Raw genomic sequence first — 25,485 nt, forward strand, 5'->3', positions numbered from 1 at the left:
GTGCTCAGCTCCTCACGACGGCGAGGACCTCGTCCCTGATCGCCGCCATCTGAATCTCGTCGGCCGCCTCGGCGTTCAGCCTGAGCAGCGGCTCGGTGTTGGACGGACGAAGATTGAACCACCATCCGGGGCCGGAGACGGTCAGACCGTCCAGGTCGTCGAAGGTGACGCCGTCCCTGCCCTCGAAGACCTGCCTGACCCGCGCCGTCGCGGCCCGCTGGTCGGCGACCGTACTGTTGATCTCCCCGGAGGCGGCGTAGCGGGCGTAACCCGCGAGGATCTCCGACAGCGGCCTGTCCTGCTCACCCAGCGCGGCCAGCACGTGCAGCGCGGCCAGCATGCCGGTGTCGGCGAACCAGAAGTCCTTGAAGTAGTAGTGCGCGGAGTGCTCACCGCCGAAGACCGCGCCGCTCCTGGCCATCTCGGCCTTGATGAAGGAGTGCCCGACCCGGGTCCTGACCGGGACCCCGCCGTGCTCGGCGACGATCTCGGGAACGCCCCGCGAGGTGATCAGGTTGTGGATGATCGTGGCGCCGGGCTGCTTGGCCAGCTCACGGGCGGCGACCAGCGCGGTGATCGTGGAGGGCGAGACCGACTCGCCGCGCTCGTCCACGACCCAGCAGCGGTCGGCGTCGCCGTCGAAGGCGAGGCCGATGTCCGCGCCCACGTCGAGCACGGCCTTCTGCAGGTCACGCAGGTTCTCCGGCTCGATCGGATTGGCCTCGTGGTTGGGGAAGTCGCCGTCGAGCTCGAAGTAGAGCGCGGTCAGCTCGACGGGAAGCCCCTCGAAGACCACCGGCACCGTGTGTCCCGCCATCCCGTTGCCCGCGTCGACCACGACCTTCAACGGCCGGACACCGGACAGGTCGACCAGCGTGCGCAGGTGGTCCGCGTAGCCCTGCAGCAGGTCACGCCGGGAGACCGTACCGCCGCCCTCGCCGCCCTCGCCGCCCGAGGCGAGCAGTTCGGCCGCCCGGTCGCGGATCTCGGTGAGCCCGGTCTCCCCACCGATCGGCACCGCGCCCGCACGGCACATCTTCATGCCGTTGTAACGGGCCGGATTGTGGCTGGCGGTGAACATCACCCCGGCCATGCCCAGACTGCCGCTGGCGTAGTAGAGCATGTCGGTCGAGCCGAGACCGGTGTCCACCACGTCGGCCCCACGTGAGACGGCCCCGCCGGCGAAGGCCGCGGCCAGCGGAGCCGATGAGGCACGCATGTCGTGCGTGACCACGACGGACCCGGCACCGGTGACCTCAACGAAGGCCGCGCCGACCGCCCACGCGGTCTCCTCGTCTAACTCGTCCGGCACGACGCCGCGCACGTCGTACGCCTTGAAGATCCTGGCGAGGTCGCCCACTCCAGCTCCGCCCCTTTGACTCGTCTCTGCCGCCCCCAAGCCTAGGGGGTCGGTGTCCCTTTGCGCCGCCTGCTGTGTCTCCTTGCTCCGCCTGGCGGCGTCGCGGGCTTGGGCGCCCTGGGTCGGTGCTTTCCCTCGTCGCTCATCCGCTGCGCTCCTTCGCTCCTCAGTCCAAGCACCGACGCGCCCAAGCCGGACACTCCTCACACACGGGACCGGTAAAGCAAAGATCAAACTCCTCACACTTGGCGCCGGTAAGGCACGGGCGAAACTCTTCACTCGCCGCGCCGAGGAAGGCCGTTCTGGGTGGGCTCTCCACTGCGGGCACCGTTGTCGGGGGCGCAAGGTGGGCGTCTCCGTGATGAGGTTCTTCTGAGCTGTGTCCCGGGTTCCGGAACCCTCGCCGCTCCGGGGGGTGGGGACGTACGGCTCAGCGGTCGCGCTGGGGCTGCGCGGGGTGGGGCTGTGGCTGGGCTGAGCGCAACACTCTCAGGTGTCCACGACGCCCGACCTCGACTCCCTGGCCCACGGGCTCGGTGCCCTTCGTCGCGGGCCTGGCCGCCTCCCGGACGGCGTTGGCGAGCGCTTCGAGGTCGTCGGTGCTCGGCGGCGCTCCGTCGCTCGGCAGCCGGACGACCTCCCAGCCCCGTGGGGCGGTGAGCCGCTCCGCATGCTCGGCGCACAGGTCGTAACAGTGCGGCTCGGCGTACGTCGCCAAGGGCCCGAGAACGGCGGTCGAGTCGGCGTAGACGTACGTGAGCGTGAATACGGCAGGCTGACTGCACGCGGTGCGGGAACAGCGGCGGACGGGGCTCACGGTGGGACCGTATCCGGTAAGCGTCCAGGGCGCCACTATCTGAGCGCTCTTAACGAGCGTGTCGCCACAATTCGGACACGTGTCCCGCCTTCCACCCGCCTGTACGGCTTGCACACCCTCCCGTCAACCCCTTTCCACCTTCCCACCAGGCATGTCTAAGCTTGGCCCGTGAGCCCGGCACCAGGTAGACCTCGCCCTCCTCGCAAACGCGACCGACACGGTCGTGGCATGCGGGGCCCGCTGGCACCCTCCCATGTGCCGATCGCCAAGTCGCGCAGCGAGCGCTTCGACGATCTCGTCCTGGACGCCGTGGACCGTCTCAAGCCACGCTGGGGCACCCAGCTCGCGTCCGTCGAGTTCGCGATCGAGGAGGTGCCGCCGCTGTCGGAGCTGGGCGACGGCCCGGGCCTGCTGTCCGGCGAGCCGATCCCGTTCGGCCGCTCGGAACCCGCCGTCGGCAAGCGCCCCGCCGTCGTGATCGTCTACCGGCGCCCCCTTGAGGCCAGGGCCCGCGACCGCGACCAGCTGGGAGCCCTGGTCCACGACACCGTGGTTGAACAGATCGCCGGTCTCCTGGGTCTGCCCCCCGAATCCGTAGACCCCGGCTACGAGGAAGACGACTAGCCCAATCGGGCTGCCTTACCTCACCGCCAGATCTCCCTTACCTCACCACCCCCGCCCCACGCCACCCCAGGTTCCCCCGAGTACGACCCCCAGGGAACTCACCCCGGCGCCAAGAGCGGACTCCCCCAAAGAACCCGACCACTCCCGGCACCGCACACGAGGCTTTTGCCCTTGTGCCTTACCGCCCCCAAGTGTGAGGGTTTCGGCCCCCTGCCTTACCAGCTCCCGGTGTGAAGCTTTTGCCCTCGTGCCCTACCGGCGCCGTGTGTGAGGAGTGCCCGGCTTGGGCGCGTCGGTGCTTGGACTGAGGAGCGAAGGAGCGAAGCGGATGAGCGACGAGGGAAAGCACCGACCCGAGGCGCCCAAGCCCGCGACGCCGAAGGCGGAGCAAGGAGACCCGGTTCGGGCGCGCCGACGCTTGGACTGAGGAGCGAAGGAGCGAAGCGGACGAACGACGAGGGAAAGCACCGACCCGAGGCGCCCAAGCCCGCGACGCCGAAGGCGGAGCAAAAAGTCACAACAGGCGGAGCAAGGAGTCACAACACCACCCCCATCGATTCCGTCGTAGGTGGCACCAGAGCCCACACTCGGGCCGCGGCGAGGGGTTGGACGGTCAGGGCCAGGCCCTTCTTGATTCGTTCGTCCATCACCCGCCCGCCGTACACGGGCCCCGATCCTTCCACCGGTAGCACCAGCACCCCGAAGGGGCCGTCGACCTTGGGGAGGCTCACCTGTTTGGTGCGGGCGGCGGGGATGTCCACCTCGAACGGTTCCGGTGCCTTTCCCTTGCGTGGCAGGACCCGCACGCTCACCTTGCCTGCCGTCTCCGGCGCGCTCAGCACGAGCCTCGCGCCCTTGTCCCCGCCGGTGTGGTTGTCGGCGACCACGCTGCCCAGGTCGATGGGGGCTGCTCCGGCGGTGAAGGCCACATCGGGTTTCTTGCCGGTCCCGGTTACCGTCACCCCGGCGAGGATGGGGGCCTCCGAGGTCAGCACGAGGGCGGCCGACCGGTCGTCCACGGCGTTCGACAGGTCCAGGGTCGCGACCGACTCGGCGGGCACTTCGAGCACCTCCTTGCCCTTGAGGGCGTAGGTCCCGTCCGAGGTGATCGCCTTGATCTCGACCAGGGTGTCGGTCTCGGCGGTCGAGGCGACCAGCAGCTGGCGGGTGCCGCCTCCGCCGGGGACGGCGGGGACCACGACGCGGGTCGCGGGAGGGGCCGAGGCGGGCAGCCAGTCCACGCCCTTTCCGCCGTGCATGATCGCCCGGGCCGCCGCGGTGACCCGGCCGGAGACGGTGCGTACCCCGACCGCCATGACGAGCGGTGAGGGCGCGACGTCCTTGAGGTCGATCGCCCTGGTCTCGCCCGGCTTCATGGTGATCACGTCGCCCGAGTCGGAGACCACCGGCCCCTCCCCCGCGTAGACCGTGAGCTCGACGGTCGCCTGGGCGAGTCCCGGGTTGGCGAGGTAGAGCGTGACGTCGGCCGCCGCCGGCCCGGGGCCGACCAGCCAGGTGTCGGCGGCGGGCTCGACGCACCGCACTCCGGCCAGCCCGCGGTGCCTGCCCGAGGTCTCCCTGCGGGTCTGGGAGGCCTCAAGGCCCGCCGCCATGTTCGCCTTGGCGGTCACGACGAGCGGGGCCGACTTGGCGGGGATCTTCTCGTGCCAGAGGGTGCCGGGGGTCCGCAGGGCCGTGACCGTGGTGTCCCCGGTGACGAGTGTGGCGGTTCCCGCGTCCTGGCCGCCCGGCGGGGTGACGACGGCGGCGTCGGTGTCGCCGGGGTCGGGGCAGACGACCGTCACCGAGGCGACGGGGACCCGTCTGAGGCCCTTGGCCGGTTCGGCCTCGGGAGCGGGCCTGGTCGCGGAGGCGACGCCGTACAGGGCCAGTAGGGCGACCAGGACGAGTGCGAGGAGGCTGAACCGGTTCTCGATCAGGGACTTCATCGGCTGGACGGCTCCCTGCCTGGCTCGGGGACCTCGGTGCGGATCTGACTGTCGGCGCCGCGTGAGGCCGGGGCGGCCAGGACGGAGACGACCAGCAGCAGTACGGCCTGCGCCCACAGCCAGCGGCCGTGCCAGGGGTCGTCCTGCGGGGTGGGGGGCACGGTGACCGGCTGGGTCAGCTGCCACACGCCTATGGCACGCGACAGGCTCATCCTGGCCAGGGCGGGCTGGGAGTCGAGGGCGTGGCTGATCGTCTCGGTCACCGGCGGGACGACCACGACGAACCGTATGCCGTAGGAGGCGAGCACGTCGGCGTCGTCACCGCCCCTGCCCGAGGCCAGCCCTCCCGCGGCGACGGCGACCCGTTCCCTGGGGCCGGGCGGGGTGGGGATGTCGGCCTCGCCGACCAGCGGGGTACGGCCCCGCAGCACGGTGAAGGCCAGGGCGCCGTCCTTCTCGCGCAGCAGCAGGGTCCGTTCGCCGCCGCCGGAGTTGAGGGCGGCCAGCGCGGGCATCACGTCGCCGACGTCACCGCCGAGGGGGCCGCCCGCCCCCCTGGTGATCCACATTCCGGCCGCGAGGACCGGGGTCGAGAACGCGACGGCGACGATGGCGACCGCCACGGCCCTGCGCGGCCCGCCCGCCTTCCTGAGGTCGGCGATGCGGTTGGCGGTGAGCGCGGCGACGACGAGCATGCCGATCGCGGCGAGGGCGAGCGGCACGCCGGGCCAGGCGGGGGCCCGGGTGTCGGCGTTCAGCGAGGTGACCGGGGTTCTGCTGACCAGGATCGCGACCAGCGTGCCGAAGAGCGCGACGCCCCAGCCGACGGCGACGACCGTCCGGTCGCGGCGCATCAGCAGCGCGGCCAGGCAGGCGGCGATGAGGCCGCCCGTCACCCACAGCGGCGGCATCCCCGGGCCGCCGGGGCTGAGCAGCAGCAGCGAGGAGGCGGGCAGCGCGGCGTCGACCAGCTCGGGCCGGTGCAGGCCCGCTTCGAGCAGCAGCAGGCCGGGGGTGGAGACCACCTGGACCAGCCAGGGCAGCAGCAGCGCCACCGGGACGCCGAAGGCGATGACGACCGAGCCGGTCAGTCCCCTGCGGGGGAAGGCCAGCGCGGCCAGCGCGCCCAGGACCAGCGTGAGCGGGTAGATCAGTGGGGCGAAGGCCGTACCGACGGCCAGCAGCAGGCCGAGTCCCCAGGCGGCGCGGCGCGCCCGGCGCGGGTCGGCGGTCAGCATCCTGGTGGCCAGCGCCGCGTAGCAGGGCAGCAGCGTGAAGACCACGGCGGTGCCGAGTCTCCCGGCTGCGATCGCCCCGGTGGCGACGGGCAGCAGCGCGTAGGAGGCGCCGAGCCAGACGCGGGTCCAGCGGCCCGGGATCATCGCCCTGGTCGCGGTGTAGGCGGAGAGCCCGGCCAGCGGCACGCAGCCGAGCAGCAGCACGGTCACGGCGAGCCAGGGTTTGCCGAACAGCACCGTGGACAGCCCGGCGAGCACCGCCACGTACGGCGGCGCCCACCCGTCACCGCCGAGTCCCGCCTGACGGTAGCCCTCGGTGTAGAGGTCCCACAGGTCGGAGGCGCCGCCGATCACGGGGACGAGCGCGCCGCCGCCCAGCCGGGAGCCGCCGAGCAGGCCGCGTTCCGCGACCAGCGTGACGGCGGCCAGGACCAGGAACAGCGCCATGCCCGGACTGCCGAACAGGCGCCGGGTCGCCCCGACGTCGTCGGTGAGCAGCTCTTCCCCGTCCTCCTGGACGGGGGTCGCGGCGTGGTGGCGTCCCGCCGACTCGACGAGGCCGTTGCCCGCCAGGTAGCCCTGGAACCGGTCGGCCAGCCGCCGGTAGCCCGCACCCGGCGGGGTGAGCAGCCTGGCCGCCGCGGCGCCGCCGCGTCTCCTGCCCGCGGCGCGGACGCGTCTGGCCCTGACGAGCCTGCCCGGGTGCCTGAGGATCGAGCCGAGCGCGAGCGCCTCGTCCAGCGCGTCGGCGGGCTGTTTGGCCAGCAGGAACAGCAGTGTGCTGACCAGCGAGCCGAAGAGGTTGCGCAGCAGCGCCCACGGCAGCGACCGCGCGGGCAGGTTCGCCATGACCACGAACATGGCGTTGCGGCGGTCGAGGCGGCGGGGGTGGTCGCCGCTGACGGTGATGCGGCGGCGGCGCCTGCCGGCCGCCTCCGCGTGCCAGGCGACGGCCTGGGTGACGTTGCGGACCCGGTATCCGGCACTCCTGATCCGCCAGCACAGGTCGAGGTCGTCACGGAACAACGGCAGGAAGGGGTCGAGGCCGCCGACCTCCTCCCAGACGTCCCTGCGGACCAGCATTCCGGCCGTGGAGACCGAGAGCACGTCCCTGGCGCCGCTGTACTGGCCCTGGTCGAACTCGCGGGGTTCGATGCCGGTGTCCCTGCGTCCTCGCAGGTCCACGGTGACGCCGACCTCAAGCAGGAGCCGCCGGTCGAGCCAGTCGCGGAGCTTGGGGCCGAGTACGGCCGCGCCCGGGTCGTCGTCGGCGGCCTTCAGCAGGGCTTCGAGGGCGCCGTCGTCCGGCGCGCAGTCGTCGTGCAGCAGCCACAGCCACTCGTTTCCCTCAGAGGGCCCGAGCCGGTCGAGGACCTCGGCCACGGCCTGGCCGAAGCTCGTCGAGCGCGGCAGCGTGAGCACGGCGTTGCGGCCGAGGGTACCGGTCAGCAGCGCGGCGCTGCCGTCCCTGCTGCCGTTGTCGACCCCGACCGCCCGGTCGATGGGGCGGGTCTGCCGCAGCAGCGCGGCGAGGGTCTCCCCAAGCCAGCGTGCGCCGTCGTGGGCCACGACGATCGCGGTGACGGTGTGGTTGGGGCGGGGGGAGTCGGTGCTGGACATGCGTCCCGTGTTCAGGAAGGGCTGATGATCGGCGCGACCACGATACGGCACCCTCTGTTGAGGTATGCCTGATGCACCAAAAAAGGAGCATGTGGCCGGTCGGCCACATGCTCCGTCGATATATGATCAAGCACTCTCCGTGAACCCGTGGCCCCCGGTGAGCGCGTCAATCGTCCGCTCAGACCGCCTCGCGCTTGATCCTGCGGCGCTCCCTCTCGGAGAGCCCTCCCCAGATCCCGAACCGCTCGTCGTGCTCCAGAGCGTACTCAAGGCATTCGGCACGCACCTCGCACGAGCGGCAGACCTTTTTGGCCTCCCGAGTGGATCCCCCCTTCTCGGGGAAGAACGCCTCGGGGTCGGTTTGCGCGCACAGCGCGCGTTCCTGCCAACCAAGCTGCTCTTCAGCGATGCTGTCCTGTGCGATGACCAGGTCGGCCACTGCACACCTCCCTGCCGCCTGCCCGCAAATGGAGCCCCCCTATGAACGCCTCCCCTCTTACCCACCAGCGGGAAGGCGTAACAACACGTGTGTAATTACACGCGCGTGGCCTGTGTGACGTCAAGCGGCATGCCGGTATCCGGGGAAAGACCTGCTCTCCCCGGTAGTGGATCGTCCTACTGCCAAATACGGCGTTCACCCCGGTCTCCCGTGACGATCGCCTGGCTCTTCAGTGCTCTCGGCGGTCGGAACCGTACCAGGACATGTTCTGCTCCTGACCGGGACCCACCCTTTCTCTGTCCGGACTTTCCTCTCCCGTTACCTGGGTCGAGCGCTCCGGTTTGTAAATCGCGGTGGGGTCGATGGGGGGCTGCGAGTCCCACGAGCGCCCCGAGGGGCTCGGGCCGTTGAGCGGGTCGCCCTGGTATGCGGCGGGGTCGAACCTCAGCGTCATCTCGGCCGGGGCCTCCCACTGGCCGCCGCCCTGCTGGTACGGCTGCGCCTGCGGGTACCCGAGGTTGTCGTAGTTTCCGCCCTGCTGGGGGGTCTGGGGGTTCGAGGTGTACTCGGGGACGCGCAGCTGCGGTTCCGGTGTGCCCGCCTGCGACTGCTGGTAGTTCTCCGCCTGCTGGTAGGCCTGCGCCATCTGCTGCGAGCGGGGGTCGACCGGGTCGGGCGCCGGGTAGTGCAGGTTCGGCTCGGTCTGGCGGACGTACTCGGAGCCGGAGTAGCCGGTGAACGGCTGGCCGTAGTTGTCCGGCGGCTGCGGGAAGGAGTGCTGTCCCTGCGCGTCGAACGTCAGCCGCGGCTCGCTGTCGGAGCCGTACGGCGAGGCCGCCTGCGGTTCGGGGCGGCCGCCGTAGGAGTCGGCGCCGTGGAACTGCCCGGCCTTCTGGCCGTACCCGGTGGCCTGGGGCTCGGCGGGCGGCGGGTAGGCGGACGGCTGGGGGTCGGCGTAGGCGTCGGTGTAGGACGGGGCCTGCGGCTGTGACGGTGGCTGTGGCTGCGGCTGTGGCTCCGTCCTCGGCCCGTAACCGGACTGGTCGTAGGCGGGCGGGTCGTAGGACGGCGCCGGAGGCTGGACGTCCGCCGGGACGTACGGCCCCGGGTTGTAGGACTCACCGTAGGAATCGTTGTAGGACTCCGCGGCGCCGTAGGAGGGGGCCGGGGATGCGTGGGAGCCGGTCTGCGGGGTCAGCAGGTCCTGGCCGTACCTCTCGCCGTATCCCTCGGCGCCGTACGCCTCGGCGGCGGCGGCCGGGCCGGGGGGAAGGGCGGGCTGGCTGTGCGCGGGCCTGCTCGCGGGGGCGGGCGGAGCCTGCTGCGCGAACCCGTGGCTCCCCTGGTCCTGGGCCGGGAAGCCGTGACCGCCCTGGTCCTGGGCCGGGAAGCCGTGACCGCCCTGGTCCTGAGCCGCGAAACCATGGCCACCCTGGTCCTGGGCCGGGAAGCCGTGCTGGGCCGTCTCCTGGGGGCGGGCCGCCTGCTCGTACTGCGGCGGGACCTGCTCGTGCGGCGGCCGGCCGTGCGCGGGGGGCTGTTCCTGGACGTTGACCCCCTGCGGCGCGCCCTGCTGGTCGTACGGCGGGAAGCCGTGCTGCTCCTGGGGCGGGAAGCCGTGCTGCTCCTGGGGCGGGAAGCCGTGCTGCTCCTGGGGCGGGAAGCCGTGCTGCGGGACCTGCTCCTGGGGGTGGGCCCCCGGGAAGGGCGCACCGGGCTGCGCGCCGGGCTGCGGAACGGAGTGCGCGCCGGGCTGCGGGGTGGGGAAGGCCTGGCCGTGGGAGAAGACCGGTTCCTTCCGCGCGGGCCCGGCGGCGGCCATCCTGGGCAGGAGATAGGCCAGTGCGAGGCCGGTCAGCCCAAGGGTGGGGAGGCTGACGAGGAGGAACTCGACCTTCTCCATGAGGCCGGTCTCACCGGCGAACAGGCCGCCGAAGAGGCCGACCGTGCCGAACAGGGCGGCCAGGCCGAGCGTGCCGACCGCGATCTGCGTCATGAGCTTCAGCCGCGCGATCGCCGGGCCCGCGTTTGCCGCCAGCAGCACGGCGCCGACGAGCAGCGCGGTGGTCACCGGGGAGGTGAGTCCGCCCACCTGGCCGGCCGCGCGAAACGCGAAGGACCCTCCGAGCGATGTACCGAACAGCAGCCGCTCGACATCGACGAGAACGCCCGTGGACGCTACGGCGATCATGAGCCACGCGGCCGGCTCCCTGAGCCTGCCCGCTTCCGCATTGATCACGATTACTCCCAAAGGGTTCTCAGGTAAACCCGGGGCAAGTTTTGCACATGGCCGACTTAGGTGTCTGGAGTCCCAGCAAGCCCACTTATCCCATAAGTACTACATAGCATCCTATTCGGACATATTTCGGGCAGCCCTGAAGATCACGCTGCCAGCGAAGACGCCGTGCATAACGATCAAGACAAGTCGTCCCGCCCCCTTGACGAACGCTCCCATACCCCATCAGGGCGGGACCGGTACGGCAGTGGAACACTGGACCGCATGCGCATTGTGTCCCTCGCAGGTGGGATCGGCGGTGCCCGTTTCCTGCGCGGCCTCCGTTCCGCCGTCCCCGATTCAGAGATCACCGTCATCGGCAACACCGGCGACGACATCACCCTGTACGGCTTGCAGGTCTGCCCCGACCTGGACACCGTCATGTACACCCTGGGCGGCGGCATCGACGAGGAGCAGGGCTGGGGCAGGCAGAAGGAGAGCCACGTCGTCAAGGAGGAGCTGGCCGCCTACGGCGTCGAACCGCAGTGGTTCGGCCTGGGGGACCGTGACTTCGCCACGCACATCGTGCGCACCCAGATGCTCTCCGCCGGATACCCCCTGTCGGCCGTCACCGAGGCGCTGTGCGCCCGCTGGCAGCCCGGCGTGCGGCTGATCCCGATGACCGACGACAGGGCCGAGACCCACGTGGTCATCTCCGACGAGCGAGGCCGCAGGGCCGTCCACTTCCAGGAGTGGTGGGTACGGCTGCGCGCCTCGGTCCCCGCCGAGCGGATCATCCTCGTCGGCGCGGAGGAGGCCCGTCCCGCCCCCGGCGTGCTCCAGGCCGTCGCCGAGGCCGACGTGGTGATCCTGCCCCCCTCCAACCCCGTGGTGAGCATCGGCACGATCCTGCAGATCAAGGGCATCCGCGAGGCCCTTGAGGCCAAGACGGTCGTCGGCGTCTCCCCCATCGTCGGCGGCGCCCCCGTACGCGGCATGGCCGACGCCTGCCTGACCGCGATCGGCGTGGAGACCACCGCCCAGGCGGTCCTCGACCTGTACGGCTCGCCGCTGATCGACGGCTGGCTGGTCGCCGAGGAGGACGCCGGGGTCGCCCTCGACGGCGTGCGCGTCGAGGCCCGTCCCCTGATCATGCACGACGTCGAGGCCGCCGCCGACATCGCGCGGGCCGCCCTCGACCTTGCCGTCTCCCTGGCCGGGACCGGCGGCTCGGACGGGGAGGCCCGATGAGCAGGGTCCGCCGTACCAGGGCCGGCTCCCAGGACGCCAGGCTGGAGATCTTCGCCGTCCCCGGCATCCCCGAGGTGAGGGAGGGCGACGACGTCGGCGAGCTGATCGCGGACGCCGTGCCCGACCTGCGTGACGGCGACATCCTCGTCGTCACCTCCAAGATCTCCAGCAAGGCCGAGGGGCGGGTCAGGCGAGGCATCACCCGGGCCGAGGCCATCGCCGCCGAGACCACCCGGGTCGTGGCCCGCTGGGGCGAGACGGTGATCGCGCAGACCACGCACGGGTTCGTCATGGCCGCGGCCGGGGTCGACGCCTCCAACACCGAGACGGGCACCGTCGTGCTGCTGCCCGTCGACCCCGACGCCTCCGCCACCGCGGTGCGGGAGAGCGTACGGCGCAGGCTCGGCGTCTCGGTCGGCGTCATCGTCTCCGACACCTTCGGCCGCCCGTGGCGCAACGGCCAGACGGACGTGGCGATCGGTGTGGCGGGGGTGACCCCCATCCTCGACTACCGGGGCATGTCCGACGACCACGGCAACGCTCTTGAGGTCACCCTGACCGCAGTCGCCGACGAGCTGGCCGCCGCGGGTGACCTGGTCAAGGGCAAGCTCGCCCAGACCCCGGTGGCGGTGATCAGGGGGATGGCCGAGTACACCACCCAGGAGGACGGCCCCGGCGTCCGCGAACTGGTCCGCCCGTCGGAGGAGGACATGTTCCGGTACGGCTCGCGGGACGTGCTCTTCTCCCGCAGGACCGTGCGTTCCTTCTCCGCCGAGCCCGTCGACGGCGCCAAGGTCCGCAGGGCCGTGGAGGCCGCGATCGCCGCCCCCGCCCCGCACCACACCACGCCGTGGCGGTTCGTCCTTCTTGAGTCGCCCGAGGTCAGGACCAAGCTCCTGGACGCCATGCGGGAGGCGTGGATCGCCGACCTCCGGGGGGACGGGTTCTCCGAGGAGGCGATCACCAGGCGGGTCGCGCGCGGGGAGGTGCTGCGCGGCGCGCCGTACCTGGTGGTGCCCTGTCTGGTGACGGACGGCTCGCACACCTACCGCGACGAGCGGCGCAACGCGGCCGAGCGGGAGATGTTCGTGGTCGCGGCGGGTGCCGGGGTGCAGAACCTCCTGGTCCAGCTCGCGGTCGAGGGGCTCGGCTCGGCCTGGGTCTCCTCGACGATGTTCTGCCGCGACGTGGTCCGCGAGGTGCTCGGGCTGCCCGGCGACTGGGACCCGATGGGCGCCGTCGCCGTCGGCCGCCCCGCGGCCCCGCCCAGGGACCGCGCCCCGAGAAAGGCCGACGACTTCATCGTCGTCCGCTGAACCTTTCACCGTCCCCCGGTTTCCAGCCCCCTCCTGGGCACCCCCCGCCGGGGAACTCTCCGCGGACGACCGGGCCCGGCCCACGGGCTGACGCGACGGCCCGCCCTGGTCGCGCGGGACCGGCCCGGTCTCCCCGTACGGCGGCGCCCTCGCGGGGTGGAGTCCGCCCCCGGCGCCCGGCCCCACTCCTCCACGACGTCACTCCTGCGAGCGCGTCCCCGCCGCCCGGCGGCCCCGTGGCGGCGCGGAGCGGCCCCGGGCACGGCCCTCGTACAGTTGCTATGGACCGCTGATCTACGTATCCGTTGCAGTCGACGCCCCAGCATGTGCTTTGGAGTGTGACGATGGAAGAAATCGCAAGGTCAGATGCTCCGCGTCGGATGCCCGCACGGCTGCGTTCGCTCGCGACGGTCCTGATCGCCGCCCAGTGCGGTTTCTGGGGTGGCCGTGTCCTCGATGCGAGTTTCGGCGAGGACCTGCTGCTCGGCGGGGTCGTCGCGCTGGCCGTCGCCGGTGCGACCGGGATCGGTTTCCTCACCCTGAGGCGGCTGGGAGACGCCCTGGTCAGGTGGCGGGGGCACCGGACGGCCCTTGAGGCGGCCAGGGCGGAGCTGTTGTGCGCCGCCGCCATCGCGCAGGAGCGCGAGCGGATCGCCCGCGACCTGCACGACCTGCTCAGCCATGGGATCTCCACGATCGCCCTCAAGGGCGAGCTGGCCCGGCGGATCACCCCCGCGGAGTCCCCCCGGGTCAGGGAGGAGCTCTCGGAGATCATCGAGATCTCACGCAAGGCTCTGGCCGACGTCCGCGAGCTCTCGCACAACCACAGCAGGATGTCGTTGCGGGACGAACTGGACTCGGTGCTCTCGACGCTGTCCGGCCTGGGCATCAGGGTCGAGGCGGACATCTCCCCCGAGCCTCTCGACCCGGACACCGGGACCGTCCTGGCGATCGTGTTGCGCGAGGGCGTCACCAACCTCCTCAAACACGGCACCGGCCGGTGGTGCGAGGTCTCCGTCCGGTCCACGGGCGAGGCGGTCACGATGGTCCTGGCGAACGACTGCGCGCCGGGCAGCCCCTGGCGCCCGGCGAAGGACGGCAACGGGCTGGCCAACCTCGCGTCCCGGGTCGCCACGGTCAACGGCCGTTTCTCCGCGGCCCGTTCCGGCGGCCGGTTCGTCCTTGAGGTCGCGATCCCCAGGGATACCTTCTCCCCCGGCTCCCCTGGCTCTCCGGGCTCCTCCAGTGCCCCGGCCGAGCGGACGTCAGGAGAGCCACCCCGATTCCTGTGCGAGACGTAGCGCGTCGATGAGGTTGCGCGCGCGCAGTTTGCCGACGATGGCGGTGAGGTAGTTGCGCACGGTCCCCGGCGACAGTGACAGGCGGGCGGCGATCTCCCGCGCTCCCGCCCCCGACCCGGCCATCCTGAGCACCTCGGCCTCGCGCAGCGTGAGGGGGTTGGCCCCGTCGTTCCACGCGGCGAGCGCCAGCTTGGGGTCGAAGACGTGCTGCCCGTCGGCCACCGCCCGTACGGCGTGGGCGAGTTCCTCAGGCGGGGCGTCCTTCAGGACGTATCCGGAGACCTTCGCCTCGATGGCGCGGTGCAGCGTCCCCGGTCTTCCCAGGCCGGTGAGGATGAGGGTGCGGCATCCGGGCAGGGTCTCGCGCAGCCTGTTGGCGGCGCTGATGCCGTCGAGTCCCGGCAGGCCCACGTCGATCAGGGCCACGTCGGGCCGGTGCCGTACGGCCTCGGAGACGATCCGGTCGCCGTCGCCGACCTCGGCGACCACCTTGAGATCGTCTTCGAGTTCGAGCAGGGCCACCAGTGCGCCCCGGATCATGTTGACGTCCTCGGCTATCAGGACTCGGATCACTACGCCCCCTTGGCTGGTGTGCCGCTTTTCTGCGAAAAATCCACCTGTAGCGCTTTAAAAGCCGTCATATCCCACCAAATAGGTCGGGTGCGAGGCTGGTTCAAGTGTTCCTCGATCGGCTCCGGCCATGCTGGGACCCGGTCGAACGCACGCCGGAGGCCGAGCCGCCGAGGGGGATGTCGATGAGCACCGTCACGCACGAACCGCCCGAGCCCGTGACCACGGGCCCCGCCTCTCCGATGCGCGAGCGCGTCGCCGCGCTGACGTGGATGCGGGCCCGTGCCAGGGTGGGGCCCGGCGAGCAGGCCTCCCGGGCGCAGCACGCCAAGGGCAAGCTGACCGTCAGGGAACGGCTCAGGCTGCTGTTCGACGAGGGGACCTTCACCGAGATCGAGGCCTTCCGCAGGCACCGCGCGACGGGCTTCGGCCTTGAGGACCGCAGGCCGTACACCGACGGCGTGGTGTGCGGGTGGGGGCGGGTGCACGGGCGCAAGGTCTTCGCCTACGCGCACGACTTCCGGATCTTCGGCGGCGCCCTCGGCGAGGCCCACGCCGAGAAGATCCACAAGGTGATGGACCTCGCGGAGACGACGGGCGCCCCGATCGTCGGGCTGTGCGACGGCGCGGGCGCGCGCATCCAGGAGGGGGTGACGGCGCTGGCGGGCTACGGCGGGATATTCCAGCGCAACGTCCGCGCCTCCGGGGTGATCCCGCAGATCAGCGTGGTGGTCGGCCCCTGCGCCGGGGGCGCGGCCTACTCCCCCGCGCTCACCGACTTCGTCTTCATGGTGCGCGGGGTGGCGCAGATGTTCATCACCGGCCCCGACGTGGTCCAGACGGTGACCGGAGAGAGCGTCACCCACGAGGAACTCGGCGGCGCCGACGTGCACGCGCGCTCCGGCGTCGGCTCCTTCGTCTACGACGACGAGGAGACCTGCCTGGCGGACGTCAGGTACCTGCTGTCGCTGCTGCCGTCCAACAACCGGGAGTCCGCGCCCGTCCTCGCGCCCGCCGACCCGCCGGACCGGCGGGTGGAACGGCTGCTCGACCTGGTCCCGGTCGAGACCGGCCGCGCCTACGACATGCGGGCGGTGATCGAGGAGATCGTGGACGACGGCGAGATGCTGGAGCTGCACGAGCAGTGGGCGCCGAACGTCGTGTGCGCGCTGGTCAGGCTGGACGGGCAGGTCACCGGCATCGTCGCCAACCAGCCCGCCAGTCTCGCCGGGGTGCTCGACATCGACGCCTCGGAGAAGGCCGCCAGGTTCGTCCAGTTCTGCGACGCCTTCAACATCCCGCTGGTGACGATGGTCGACACCCCGGGTTTCCTGCCCGGGACGGACCAGGAGCACGGCGGCGTCATCAGGCACGGCGCCAAGCTGCTCTACGCCTACTGCAACGCCACGGTCCCCCGCGTCCAGCTCGTCCTGCGCAAGGCGTACGGCGGCGCCTACATCGTGATGGACTCGCGCTCCATCGGGGCCGACCTGTCGCTGGCGTGGCCGACCAACGAGATCGCGGTGATGGGCGCCGAGGGCGCCGCGAACGTCATCTTCAGGCGGGAGATCGCCGCGGCCGAGGACCCGAAGGCGGTCTTCGACCTGCGGACCGAGCAGTACCGCCAGGAGCTGATGCACCCCTACCACGCGGCGGAACGCGGCCTCGTCGACGACGTCATCGACCCGGCCGACACCCGCTCCGCGCTGATCGGCGCCCTGGCGATGCTGCGCGGCAAGCACCGGGTGCTGCCCTCGCGCAAGCACGGAAACCAGCCACAGTGACGCCGACGGTGACGATGACGATGACAGCGACGCCGATCCTGGTCGTCCGGGGCGAGGCGGGAGCCGAGGAGCTCGCCGCTCTCGCCGTCGTGCTGCTCGCGCTGGGCAGGCGGGGCACACCCGGCGCCACACCGCCCGGCGAGGGCGCCTCACGGCCCGTCCCATGGTCGGAGGGGCTGGACGGCTACCGTCCGCCCGGCTCCTGGGCCTCCGGTGAGCACCCCTCCTGGGCGGGGCTTCCCCGGGGGTCCCGCCACCCGTAGGACCGGACCGTGGACGGCCCCGCCGAAGACACGCGGCGTGAACGGCCCGGCCGCGCCGTTCACAGGACCGGATCGCGGGCGGGCCCCGCCGAAGACACGCGGCGTGCCGTTCACAGGACCGAGTCGCGGCCGTGTGGCAGCTCCCAGTCCGCCTCGACCGGTTCGACCTCGATCCGCGCCGGACCCGGCCTGCGGATCGAGGAGCGGTCCCTGCGGAAGGTCCCGAAGTCCGTGGTGTCGCGGAAGGCGGGCCGCTGGTACAGGTCGCGGGCGTAGGCCCACAGGTTCGGGAAGTCGCTCAGGCTCCGTTCGCTGATCTTCCCGAGCGGGTTGTCGAGGAGGTCGAAGCGGGCCAGGGTCGGCCACAGCCAGACGTCGGACTCGGTGATCGTGTCCCCGAACAGGAACCGGCGGGTGGCCAGGCGCCTCTCCATCCGGTCGAGGACGGCGACGACACGCCCGCGCGCCGCCTCGTACCCCTTCTGGGTGGTGGTCATCGCCACCTCCCAGGCGCCGCCGTTGAGGTCGGCGTGCAGGTAGGCGTTGAGCCTGTCGATCTCCGCGCGCAGCTCGGGCGGGTAGAGCCGGACCTCCGGGTCGCCCCACTCCTCGAACTGGGTGCCGAGGTCCACGGTGATGGCGGCGTAGTCGTTGCTGACGAGGCCGCCGGTCACCCGGTCCCACAGCGCGGGCACCGAGACCGGGCCGTCGTAGCCGGGCACGGTCGCCTCGTAGGCCTGCCTGAGGCGGCCGAAGCCGTTCACCGGGTCGGGGCCGCGCCGGGGGCCGAAGGTCCACCCCTCGGCGCCGAGGTCGTCCTCGACGTAGGACAGCGTGACGACCTCCCGCAGACCCTTGAGGTCGCGCACGATGGCCGTCCGCTGCGCCCAGGGACACGACCAGGCCAGATAGAGGTGGTAGCGGCCGGGCTCCGCGGGGTAACCGCTTGAGCCGTCGGCGGTGACACGTCCCTTCAGCGCGGAACCGTTCACTGGATTGCCTCCGTCGTTGGTCGGGGCCGGGCGGCCGGGACGAGGTGGGCCGTACCCGCCTGTTCGGACGGCCGGTCGAGTTTGGGGATCGCGGCCAGCAGTTCGCGCGTGTAGTCGGCCCGGGGCGCGGTGAAGATCTGGCCGACGTCGCCGGTCTCGACGACGCGGCCCTCCTTGAGCACCACGACCCGGTCGCTGACGTGGTGGACGACGCCCAGGTGGTGGGAGACGAACAGGTAGGCCATCCCCAGCTCCGCCTGCAGGTCGGCCAGCAGGTCGAGCACCTGCGCCTGCACCGAGACGTCCAGGGCGGAGACCGGCTCGTCGCAGACCAGCACCCGGGGCCGCGGGGCCAGGGCGCGGGCGATGGCGACCCGCTGCCGCTGGCCTCCCGACAGCTGCCGGGGGCGGCGTTCCAGCACGCCGCCGTCGAGCCCGACCTGGTCGAGCAGTAGCAGGGCCTGGTCGCGGCGTTCCGCGCGGGGCACTCCGCCGACCATGAGCGCCTCGTCGAGGATGCGCCTGACGTTGAAGCGGGGGTCGAAGGAGCTGAGCGGGTCCTGGTAGACCACCTGGACGTGACGGCGGGCCTCGCGGCGCTGCCGTGCCGTCATCTCCCCCCAGGTCCTGCCCTCGACCAGTGCCTGCCCGCCGTCGGATTCGAGGAGGCCGAGCACCAGTCTGGCGACGGTCGTCTTGCCCGACCCCGACTCGCCGACCAGTCCGAGCGTCTCACCCGCGCGCAGCTCGAAGGAGACCTCGTCGACGGCGCGCCGCCCACGGAAGTCCTTGACCAGGCCGCGCGCCTCGATCACCACCTCCCCCGGGGCACGGCGCGGCTCGGGCCGTACGTGCCCGGACGTCGCCGACAGGCGGGTGCCCCTGCTGTGCTCTCCCGGGATGGCGGCCAGCAGCGCCCGGGTGTAGGGGTGGGACGGGGCGGTGAGGACCCGGCCGGTCGGCCCCTCCTCGACCACCGTCCCGTCCTTCATGACCAGCACCCGGTCGGCCAGCCGCGCGACGACCGCCAGGTCGTGGCTGATCAGCAGCAGCGCGGTGCCCGCCCGCCGCCGTTCGTCGAGCAGCCGCAGGATCTGCGCCTGCACGGTGACGTCGAGCGCGGTCGTCGGCTCGTCGGCGATGAGCAGCTCGGGGTCGCAGGCGATGGCCGAGGCGATCAGCGCCCGCTGGCGCAGGCCGCCGGACAGCTCGTGCGGGTACTGCCCGGCCCGCAGTTCGGGCTCGGGCACCCCGACCTCGCGCAGCAGCTCGATGACGCGCCCGTCGATCTCGGCGCGCGGCACCGCGCGGTGCAGCCTGAGCGTCTCGGCGATCTCCCTGCCGACCGGCCGCAGCGGGTCGAGGGAGACCAGCGCGTCCTGCAGGACGTAGCCGATCCCGGTGCCGCGCACCTGACGCCACTGCCGTTCGCCGAACGCCAGGGCGTCCTGCCCGCCGACGCGCAGCCGGGCGGCGCCGACGGTGGCGCCCTCTCCGGTGAGCCCGATGAGGCTGCGGGCGGTGACGCTCTTGCCCGAGCCGGACTCCCCGACGATCGCCACGCACTCGCCGGGGCTCACCGCCAGGGACACTCCCCGTACGGCCTCGATCGCCCCGAAGGACACGGTCAGGTCCTCAACCTCGACCAGCGGGTCACCGTTCATCGGTCCCTCCCCTCAAGGCGCCGCTGCAGGGCGCGTCCGACGACCGTGATCGACAGCACGGTGAGCGTGACGGCCGCGCCAGGGAAGACCGCGACCCACCACGCGACCGAGAAGTAGTCCCGCCCGCCGGCCAGCATCGCCCCCCACTCGGGGGCCGGCGGCCTGGCGCCCAGCCCGAGGAAGCTGAGCGAGGAGGCCGCGACCAGCGCGGTGCCGACCTCGATGGTGGCCAGTACCAGCAGCGGGGCGAAGGCGTTGGGCAGGATGTGACGCAGGACGATCCGGCTGCGGGTGAGGCCGAGCGAGGTCGCGGCCTCCACGTGGCCCGAGCGGCGGATCACCATCGTCTGCACCCTGACCAGCCGGGCGTAGCTGGGCATCGTGTACAGCGCGATGGCGTAGATCGAGTTGAGGGTGCCGGGGCCGGTGATCGTCAGGACGAGCAGGGCCAGCAGCAGGGTGGGCAGCGACAGCGTCACGTCCGTCAGCCGCATGATGATCTCGTCGGCGACCCGCCCGCCGAGCGCGGCCAGCAGCCCGAGCAGGGTGCCCGCGCCCACCGCGAGCACCGTGGCGCCGACCCCGGCCAGCAGCGACTGGCGGGCGCCGTACACGATGCGGGTGAAGACGTCCCTGCCGATGGCGTCGGTGCCGAACGGGTGGCCCTCCCCCGGAGGTTGCAGCGCCATCAGCGCGTCCGACTCGTGGGGGGCGCCGTCGGTCAGCAGGCCGGGCGCCACGGCGGCCAGGACGATCAGGGAGAGCGCGATGCCCGCGGCCCAGACGCCCGGCCGGACGCCGGGTCGTTCACGGGTCGCGGCCCGCAGGGTGACGGCCGTCATGTGGCCTCCCTCAGCCTGGGGTCGATGACCAGGTAGAGCAGGTCGATCAGGGCGTTGACGACGACGTAGACGGTCGCGGTGAGCAGCGTGACGCCCATCACGACCGGCAGGTCCTTGCCGGTGACGGCGCCGAGCATGAGCGTGCCGAGTCCCTGTCTGGAGAAGACCTGCTCGATCACGACCATGGCGCCGAGCAGCAGCCCGAACAGCCATCCGGCCAGGGTGACGACCGGCAGCAGGGCGTGTCTGAGGGCGTGCCTGAGCCGTACGGCGGCGTCGGACATGCCGCGGGCGCGGGCGGTCAGCACGAACGGCTCGTCCAGCGCCCGTTCCAGTCCCTCCCGCATGACCTGGGCCAGCAGGGCCGTCACGGGCAGGGCCATGGAGATCGCGGGCAGGACCAGCCCCGCGAGGCCGTCACCGCCCGCCGCGGGGAACCAGCCGAGCTGGAAGGAGAAGACCGTCAGCAGCAGGATGCCCACCCAGAAGATCGGCACGGAGGTGCCGACGAGTTCGGCGCCGGAGGAGACCCCGCGGATCCAGCGGGAGCGCTTGGCGGTCAGCAGCGCCAGCACCGTCGCCAGCACCAGAGCCAGCCCCATCCCGGCGGCGGTGAGCTGGAGCGAGGCGCCCAGCTGCGACCAGATGGCCGTGCCGACCGACTCGTTGAGCTGGTAGGAGTGGCCGAGGTCGCCCCTGACGACCATGCCGAGATAGGAGAGGTACTGCGTCAGGACGGGCCTGTCGAGCCCGTAGTCGGCGATGATCTGCGCCTTGACCTGCGGGGAGACGATCGAGGTTCCCACGAGGGCGTCGGCCACGCTGCCCGGGGTGAGCTGGAGGGCCGCGAAGGAGACCGTGGCCGCCCCCCAGATCACCAGGAGTGAGGTGGCCAGCCTGACCAGCGCCGCGCGCAGGCGGCGCCGGTGGCGGAGGCCGGGGACGGTCCCGCTCATCGCGCGGCGACCCAGGCGTCGTAGAAACTCGGGTAGGCCTGCGCCTCCCAGGTGACGCCGTGCACCCTCTTGGCGGCGCCGAGCACGTAGTTGAAGGTGTAGACGGGGAAGACCGCGGCGTCCTCGACGACCTTGCGCTGCACCTTGGCGTACAGCTCGGCGCGCTTGGCCGGGTCGACGGTGTCGAGGGTCTGGTCGAGCCAGGCGTCGACGTCCTTGTTCGAGTAGCGGGAGGCGTTGGCCCCCGAGCCGCCCTGGTCGTTGGGGATGTTGGCGGAGGCGAACAGGTCGCGCAGGGCGTCGGCGTCCACCCGCTGCCAGCTGTAGTCGGACAGGTCGTAGTCGCCCCGCAGGGCGATGGGCGCGTAGTTGCTCGGGGTGACGTCGAGGAACTGGACGTCGATGCCCGCCTTCCTGGCCTCGGCCTGCACCTGCTCGGACAGTACGGCGCGCTGCTCGCGGGCGATCATCTTGACGAACATCCACCGGACGGTCAGCCGTTCGCCGTTCTTCGTCCGGTAGCCCTGGGCGTCGCGGGCGGTCCACCCGGCCTCGTCGAGCAGCTTCGCCGCCGCCTGCGGGTCGTATCCACCGAGTTGTTCGGTGCCGGGGTCGTAGCCGAAGGTGCTGGGCGCGATGGGGCTCGCGGCGGGCTGGAAGACGCCGAAGTAGAGCTTGCCGATGATCGTCTTGAGGTCGATCGCCGCGCGGAAGGCCTGCCGTACGCGGACGTCGGAGAAGACGCCCTTGGCGGTGTTCGGGTAGTAGTTGTAGTTGCCGCCGGGGGCCTGACGGGTCTCAAGCCAGAGTCTGGAGTCGGCCTTGACCTGGCTGACGTTGACCGGGGGGACGCTTCCGATGGCGTCGACCTGGCCGCTGGTCAGCGCGCCGACCCGGACGGAGTCCTCCCGCAGGACCTTGAACTCCAGTTTGTCGAGGTAGGCGGGGCCGGTGTGCGCGGTGCCCCGCGGCGGCCAGGCGTACTTCGGGTTGCGGTGGTAGGTGATGCCCTGACGCGGGGTGAAGGCGTCGATCACGAACGGCCCCGAGCCCACGACCTTCCTGGCCAGGGCGTCGGCGCCGAGTTTCAGCGAGGCGGGCGACTGGATGCCGAGGTAGGGGGTGGACAGGGCCGACAGCAGCGGGGAGTGCGGCCGGGAGAGGTCGACGCGCACCGTGTGCGGGCCGATCACCTCGGTCCCCTTGTAGGGGGTGATGAGCCCGGCGGCGAGTTCGGACTTGGTCTTCGGGTCGACGACGTGGTCGAGGTTGGCCTTCACCGCCGCGGCGTCGAACGGCGTGCCGTCGCTGAAGGTGACGTCCTTGCGGAGTTCGAAGGTGTAGCTCTTCCCGTCCGGCGAGACCTGCCATGACGTCGCCAGCCAGGGGTGCACCCCGCCCTTGGGGTCCAGGGAGACCAGGGAGTCGAGCACGGGCCGAGTGAAAACGGCGGTTATGTCGGAGGGGCTCGCGTGCGGGTCGAGATTACTCGGTTCGGTATTGACCGCGTAGCGAAGAATTCCCCCGCTGACCGGTTTGGTGGATTTCGTGTCACTTTCAGCGGCGGCGCCGCATGAGGAGAGGGCAAGGGCGGTGATGAGCAGCAACGCGGGAGGCGCGAATCTGCCGGTCAAGTACACTCCGTCAGCACCTTTACGGGTAGTGCGTGCCAGGAACCGGCTCGGGGCCGGCCGTCCACATTACATATCTTCCTGGTAGGAAATGTAGCCTTCTTTTCATGACATGTCAGGTGCTTCGGCGCGATGTTCTACTAATTCGGGCTTCTCCGATTTATCCGACTGCTCTGATCCATGGGCGTCCGCGGGCCGTACACCGCGCAGCAGCAGGACCACCGCGACCGCGAGCCCGAAGACGGTGACCATGCCGATGCCCGCCGCGAGCCGCAGCCCGTGGGTGAACGCCTGCCCCGCGGCCAGGCGCAGGCTCTCGCCCAGCTCACCGGGCAGCCGCGCCGCGGCGGAGAAGGCCGCCCCCACCGTGTCGTGGGCCGCGGCGACGGCCTGCGGGGGCAGGCCCCGGGGCAGGTTCCCGGCCACCTCTCCCCGGTAGACGGCCATCCCGGCGCTGCCGATGGCCGCGATGCCCAGGGCGAGACCCAGGTCGGAGCCGGTCTCCGAGATCGCCGAGGCCGCCCCCGCCTGCCGTACGGGGACCGAGCCGAGCACCAGGTCGCTGCCCAGCGCGAGCGTCGGCCCGAACCCCAGCGAGGTCATCACGGTGGCCGCGACCACGATCCCGACCCCGGCGTCCGCGCTGACCTGTGTCAGCACCCCCATGCCCAGGGCCGAGAGGGCCAGCCCGAACGCCATGAGGTAGGCCCTGGGGATCCGGCGGGCGAGCACCGGGGCGAGCATGGTGCCGGTGATGCTCGCCACCGCGCTGGGCACGACCACCAGGCCCGCCCGCAGCGGCGACAGCCCGAGCACCGTCTGCAGGTACTGGCTGATGAAGAACTGCATGCCGGCGGAGGCCGCGATGGCCAGGGCGGTCGTGCCCAGCGAGGCGGTGAAGGCCCGGTTGGCGAACAGTCTGGTGTCCAGCAGCGGGTCGCGCAGCACCCGCTGCCGCCGGACGAAGACCACACCGACGGCCACCCCGGCGACCGTGACGGCCACGGCGGGCAGGCTCACCCCGGCCGCGGCGATCCGCTTGAGCCCGTAGACCACGGCCAGCACGGTCGCCAGCAGCAGCCCGGCGCTGAGGAAGTCCAGCGGTCCCGGCTCCGGGTCGCGCTGCTCGGGCAGCAGGATCGGGCCGAGCACGACCAGCAGCACGGCCACCGGTACGGCCAGCAGGAACACCGACCCCCACCAGAACCGTTCCAGCAGCGCCCCGCCGACGACCGGGCCGAGCACGGCGCCCGCGGTGAAGCTGGAGATCCAGACGCTGACCGCGACCGCGCGCTGACGCGGGTCCTCGAAGATGGTGCGGATCAGCGACATCGTCGAGGGCATCAGGGTCGCCGCGGTGACGCCCATCAGCGCCCGCGCCAGGATCAGCAGCTCGGCGTTCGGGGCGAGGGCGGCGAACGCGCTGGCCAGGCCGAACGCGCCCGCCCCCCAGATGAGCAGCCTGCGGCGGCCGATGCGGTCGCCCACGTTGCCCATCGTGATCAGGAATCCGGAGATCACGAACCCGTAGACGTCGATGATCCACAGCAGCTGCGTGCTGTCGGGCTGCAGGTCGGCGCTCAGTTTGGGCACGGCCAGGTTCAGCACGGTCATGCTGATCGCGATCACGACCGTCGGCAGTGCCAGCACCGCCAGGCCGAGCCAGTCGCGCGTGGTTGCGCGCGCCGGTGCAGCGGCGACCATCGGTTGATCCCTTCGTCGAGTTCGTCCGGAAGGCCGCCGCGCCGCGACGGTCCGCGTGGGATGGGGGCGGTCCTCACGCCCCCGGGTTCACAGCCCGATCGTGTCGGCCAGCAGGTCGACCTGGGCGGGGTCGGGGTCGTTGCCCGCGAAGATCAGCTCGTCGACGCCGATCTCGGCGAACCCGGCGACCGCCGTCGTGATCTGCTCGGGCGTGGTGAGCGCCGCCGAGGCGCCGTAGGAGGCGTACTCCTCGCCGGCGAAGGCGTAGTAGGGCTCGATGGCGGCCGAGACCGCCCGGCGGGCGTCCGGTCCCAGGGCGAACATCACGGTCGCGACCACCCTCGGGGCGCCCGGCCTGCCCGCGTCCGCCCAGGCCTTGGCCAGGCCGGGCGTGAACTCCCGCACCCCCTCGACCGTCGCGTCGCCGGCGATCCACCCGGTGCCCCGGGTGGCGATGCGCCGCAGGGCCGCCTCCGAGTGCCCGCCGAACAGCAGCGGGATCCCGCCGTCCGTCGCGGCGCGGGGGCCGACCGGGTCCTCTCCCCGGGAGACCCCGGCCAGCCGGTCGAGCAGCCGGTCGAACTGCCGTCCCCGGGTGGCGTAGTCGACGCCGCCCTCGGTGAAGTCGTCGTCCCGCAGCCCGGGGGCGAGGCCGAGCTGGAGCCTGCCGGGACCGGCGAGCTGGTCGAGGGTGGTCACGGCCTTGGCGAACAGCGCGTGGTTGGCCCGCAGCGGCGCCAGCAGCACGCTGGTGAGCAGCCGGATGCGGGAGGTGGCCCCGGCCGCGGCGGCCAGCGTGATCAGGGGTTCGGGCGTCGTCCAGACCAGGCGGTCGCTGACGGAGAGCGTGGAGAAGCCGCGTTCCTCCGCCCGGCGCGCCCAGTCGACCAGGGCCCGGCCCTGTGTCCAGGGGGCGTGCCCGGGAAGCCCGATACCGATGTCCATGCGG

The 25,485-nt window shown here is 71.9% G+C and carries 20 protein-coding genes; 6 read left to right on the forward strand and 14 right to left on the reverse strand.

The window, feature by feature from the left end; translation table 11 throughout:
- Nucleotides 1-4: 4 nt before the first annotated feature.
- Together ABZ470_RS05385 and ABZ470_RS05390 are read right to left on the reverse strand one after the other, a co-directional pair.
- Nucleotides 5-1,360 (reverse strand): phosphomannomutase/phosphoglucomutase, encoded by a 1,356-nt coding sequence (locus ABZ470_RS05385; protein WP_362910126.1) that lies wholly within the window; start codon nt 1,358-1,360, stop codon nt 5-7.
- A 430-nt stretch (nt 1,361-1,790) separates the two neighbouring features.
- Nucleotides 1,791-2,177 carry a DUF3499 domain-containing protein gene (locus tag ABZ470_RS05390; protein WP_352009871.1) on the reverse strand — a complete coding sequence of 129 codons (387 nt, stop codon included), beginning with the start codon at nt 2,175-2,177 and terminating at the stop codon, nt 1,791-1,793.
- Between the two features lie 228 nt (nt 2,178-2,405).
- Between ABZ470_RS05390 and ABZ470_RS05395 the strand changes: the two genes are divergently transcribed.
- The gene (locus tag ABZ470_RS05395; protein ID WP_362910128.1) at nt 2,406-2,801 is read left to right on the forward strand and encodes a metallopeptidase family protein; all 396 of its coding nucleotides are present in this window, start codon (nt 2,406-2,408) and stop codon (nt 2,799-2,801) included.
- Between the two features lie 536 nt (nt 2,802-3,337).
- Here the strand turns inward: ABZ470_RS05395 and ABZ470_RS05400 are convergent.
- From ABZ470_RS05400 to ABZ470_RS05415, 4 genes are all read right to left on the reverse strand, one after another.
- Entirely contained in the window at nt 3,338-4,750 is a 1,413-nt protein-coding gene (locus ABZ470_RS05400; RefSeq protein ID WP_362910130.1) for a DUF5719 family protein, read from the reverse strand.
- Entirely contained in the window at nt 4,747-7,608 is a 2,862-nt protein-coding gene (locus tag ABZ470_RS05405) for a glycosyltransferase family 2 protein (protein ID WP_362910132.1), read from the reverse strand. The genes ABZ470_RS05400 and ABZ470_RS05405 overlap by 4 nt, the downstream gene beginning before the upstream one ends.
- Nucleotides 7,609-7,786: 178 nt before the next feature.
- A complete protein-coding gene (locus tag ABZ470_RS05410; protein WP_012888122.1) occupies nt 7,787-8,047 on the reverse strand; it encodes a WhiB family transcriptional regulator in 261 nt (86 codons plus the stop codon).
- Nucleotides 8,048-8,276: 229 nt separating this feature from the next.
- Nucleotides 8,277-10,286: a hypothetical protein gene (locus ABZ470_RS05415; RefSeq protein ID WP_362910134.1), complete on the reverse strand. Its 2,010-nt coding sequence runs from the start codon at nt 10,284-10,286 to the stop codon at nt 8,277-8,279.
- Between the two features lie 261 nt (nt 10,287-10,547).
- Here ABZ470_RS05415 and cofD point away from each other — a divergent pair, with 261 nt between their 5' ends.
- From cofD to ABZ470_RS05430, 3 genes are all read left to right on the forward strand, one after another.
- Entirely contained in the window at nt 10,548-11,513 is a 966-nt protein-coding gene (gene cofD, locus ABZ470_RS05420) for a 2-phospho-L-lactate transferase (protein ID WP_352009876.1), read from the forward strand.
- Nucleotides 11,510-12,829 (forward strand): coenzyme F420-0:L-glutamate ligase, encoded by a 1,320-nt coding sequence (locus ABZ470_RS05425; RefSeq protein ID WP_362910136.1) that lies wholly within the window; start codon nt 11,510-11,512, stop codon nt 12,827-12,829. Before cofD ends, ABZ470_RS05425 begins: the two co-directional genes overlap by 4 nt.
- Nucleotides 12,830-13,209: 380 nt before the next feature.
- Nucleotides 13,210-14,130, forward strand: a complete 921-nt coding sequence (locus ABZ470_RS05430; RefSeq protein WP_362910138.1) for a histidine kinase — start codon at nt 13,210-13,212, stop codon at nt 14,128-14,130.
- Here ABZ470_RS05430 and ABZ470_RS05435 read toward each other — a convergent pair.
- The gene (locus tag ABZ470_RS05435) at nt 14,095-14,703 is read right to left on the reverse strand and encodes a response regulator transcription factor (RefSeq protein WP_352009879.1); all 609 of its coding nucleotides are present in this window, start codon (nt 14,701-14,703) and stop codon (nt 14,095-14,097) included. The two genes, ABZ470_RS05430 and ABZ470_RS05435, sit on opposite strands and share 36 nt — an antisense overlap.
- 269 nt (nt 14,704-14,972) lie before the next feature.
- Here ABZ470_RS05435 and ABZ470_RS05440 point away from each other — a divergent pair, with 269 nt between their 5' ends.
- Both ABZ470_RS05440 and ABZ470_RS05445 read left to right on the forward strand, forming a co-directional pair.
- Nucleotides 14,973-16,484, forward strand: a complete 1,512-nt coding sequence (locus ABZ470_RS05440) for an acyl-CoA carboxylase subunit beta (protein WP_352010170.1) — start codon at nt 14,973-14,975, stop codon at nt 16,482-16,484.
- A gap of 14 nt (nt 16,485-16,498) precedes the next feature.
- Entirely contained in the window at nt 16,499-16,747 is a 249-nt protein-coding gene (locus tag ABZ470_RS05445; protein ID WP_362910141.1) for an acyl-CoA carboxylase epsilon subunit, read from the forward strand.
- A gap of 110 nt (nt 16,748-16,857) precedes the next feature.
- Here the strand turns inward: ABZ470_RS05445 and ABZ470_RS05450 are convergent, their stop codons facing one another.
- The 7 genes from ABZ470_RS05450 to ABZ470_RS05480 all read right to left on the reverse strand — a co-directional run bounded on the left by ABZ470_RS05450 (nt 16,858) and on the right by ABZ470_RS05480 (nt 25,481).
- Nucleotides 16,858-17,739 (reverse strand): glutathione S-transferase C-terminal domain-containing protein, encoded by an 882-nt coding sequence (locus tag ABZ470_RS05450; RefSeq protein ID WP_352009881.1) that lies wholly within the window; start codon nt 17,737-17,739, stop codon nt 16,858-16,860.
- Complete coding sequence (locus ABZ470_RS05455; RefSeq protein ID WP_362910143.1) at nt 17,736-19,403, reverse strand: ABC transporter ATP-binding protein; 1,668 nt, start codon at nt 19,401-19,403, stop codon at nt 17,736-17,738. The genes ABZ470_RS05450 and ABZ470_RS05455 overlap by 4 nt, the downstream gene beginning before the upstream one ends.
- Nucleotides 19,400-20,245 (reverse strand): ABC transporter permease, encoded by an 846-nt coding sequence (locus ABZ470_RS05460; protein ID WP_352009883.1) that lies wholly within the window; start codon nt 20,243-20,245, stop codon nt 19,400-19,402. The genes ABZ470_RS05455 and ABZ470_RS05460 overlap by 4 nt, the downstream gene beginning before the upstream one ends.
- Nucleotides 20,242-21,201, reverse strand: a complete 960-nt coding sequence (locus ABZ470_RS05465; RefSeq protein WP_352009884.1) for an ABC transporter permease — start codon at nt 21,199-21,201, stop codon at nt 20,242-20,244. The genes ABZ470_RS05460 and ABZ470_RS05465 overlap by 4 nt, the downstream gene beginning before the upstream one ends.
- Nucleotides 21,198-22,634, reverse strand: a complete 1,437-nt coding sequence (locus tag ABZ470_RS05470) for an ABC transporter substrate-binding protein (protein WP_362910145.1) — start codon at nt 22,632-22,634, stop codon at nt 21,198-21,200. Before ABZ470_RS05470 ends, ABZ470_RS05465 begins: the two co-directional genes overlap by 4 nt.
- 303 nt (nt 22,635-22,937) lie before the next feature.
- Nucleotides 22,938-24,536, reverse strand: a complete 1,599-nt coding sequence (locus tag ABZ470_RS05475; RefSeq protein ID WP_362910147.1) for an MFS transporter — start codon at nt 24,534-24,536, stop codon at nt 22,938-22,940.
- 87 nt (nt 24,537-24,623) lie between these two features.
- Nucleotides 24,624-25,481: an LLM class flavin-dependent oxidoreductase gene (locus ABZ470_RS05480; RefSeq protein ID WP_352009887.1), complete on the reverse strand. Its 858-nt coding sequence runs from the start codon at nt 25,479-25,481 to the stop codon at nt 24,624-24,626.
- Nucleotides 25,482-25,485 lie beyond the last annotated feature (4 nt).

Origin of the sequence: Streptosporangium sp. NPDC020072 (assembly GCF_040631445.1) — a bacterium.
Lineage (GTDB): Bacteria > Actinomycetota > Actinomycetes > Streptosporangiales > Streptosporangiaceae > Streptosporangium.

Excerpts from the sequence above, each read along its gene's own strand:
- ABZ470_RS05425 (WP_362910136.1), top strand. The coding sequence starts at position 11,510 with ATGAGCAGGGTCCGCCGTACCAGGGCCGGCTCCCAGGACGCCAGGCTG.
- ABZ470_RS05480 (WP_352009887.1), bottom strand. The coding sequence starts at position 25,481 with ATGGACATCGGTATCGGGCTTCCCGGGCACGCCCCCTGGACACAGGGC.
- ABZ470_RS05455 (WP_362910143.1), bottom strand. The coding sequence starts at position 19,403 with ATGAACGGTGACCCGCTGGTCGAGGTTGAGGACCTGACCGTGTCCTTC.
- ABZ470_RS05400 (WP_362910130.1), bottom strand. The coding sequence starts at position 4,750 with ATGAAGTCCCTGATCGAGAACCGGTTCAGCCTCCTCGCACTCGTCCTG.
- ABZ470_RS05395 (WP_362910128.1), top strand. The coding sequence starts at position 2,406 with ATGCGGGGCCCGCTGGCACCCTCCCATGTGCCGATCGCCAAGTCGCGC.
- ABZ470_RS05475 (WP_362910147.1), bottom strand. The coding sequence starts at position 24,536 with ATGGTCGCCGCTGCACCGGCGCGCGCAACCACGCGCGACTGGCTCGGC.
- ABZ470_RS05430 (WP_362910138.1), top strand. The coding sequence starts at position 13,210 with ATGCCCGCACGGCTGCGTTCGCTCGCGACGGTCCTGATCGCCGCCCAG.
- ABZ470_RS05405 (WP_362910132.1), bottom strand. The coding sequence starts at position 7,608 with ATGTCCAGCACCGACTCCCCCCGCCCCAACCACACCGTCACCGCGATC.
- cofD (WP_352009876.1), top strand. The coding sequence starts at position 10,548 with ATGCGCATTGTGTCCCTCGCAGGTGGGATCGGCGGTGCCCGTTTCCTG.
- ABZ470_RS05465 (WP_352009884.1), bottom strand. The coding sequence starts at position 21,201 with ATGAGCGGGACCGTCCCCGGCCTCCGCCACCGGCGCCGCCTGCGCGCG.
- ABZ470_RS05440 (WP_352010170.1), top strand. The coding sequence starts at position 14,973 with ATGCGGGCCCGTGCCAGGGTGGGGCCCGGCGAGCAGGCCTCCCGGGCG.
- ABZ470_RS05460 (WP_352009883.1), bottom strand. The coding sequence starts at position 20,245 with ATGACGGCCGTCACCCTGCGGGCCGCGACCCGTGAACGACCCGGCGTC.
- ABZ470_RS05445 (WP_362910141.1), top strand. The coding sequence starts at position 16,499 with ATGACGATGACAGCGACGCCGATCCTGGTCGTCCGGGGCGAGGCGGGA.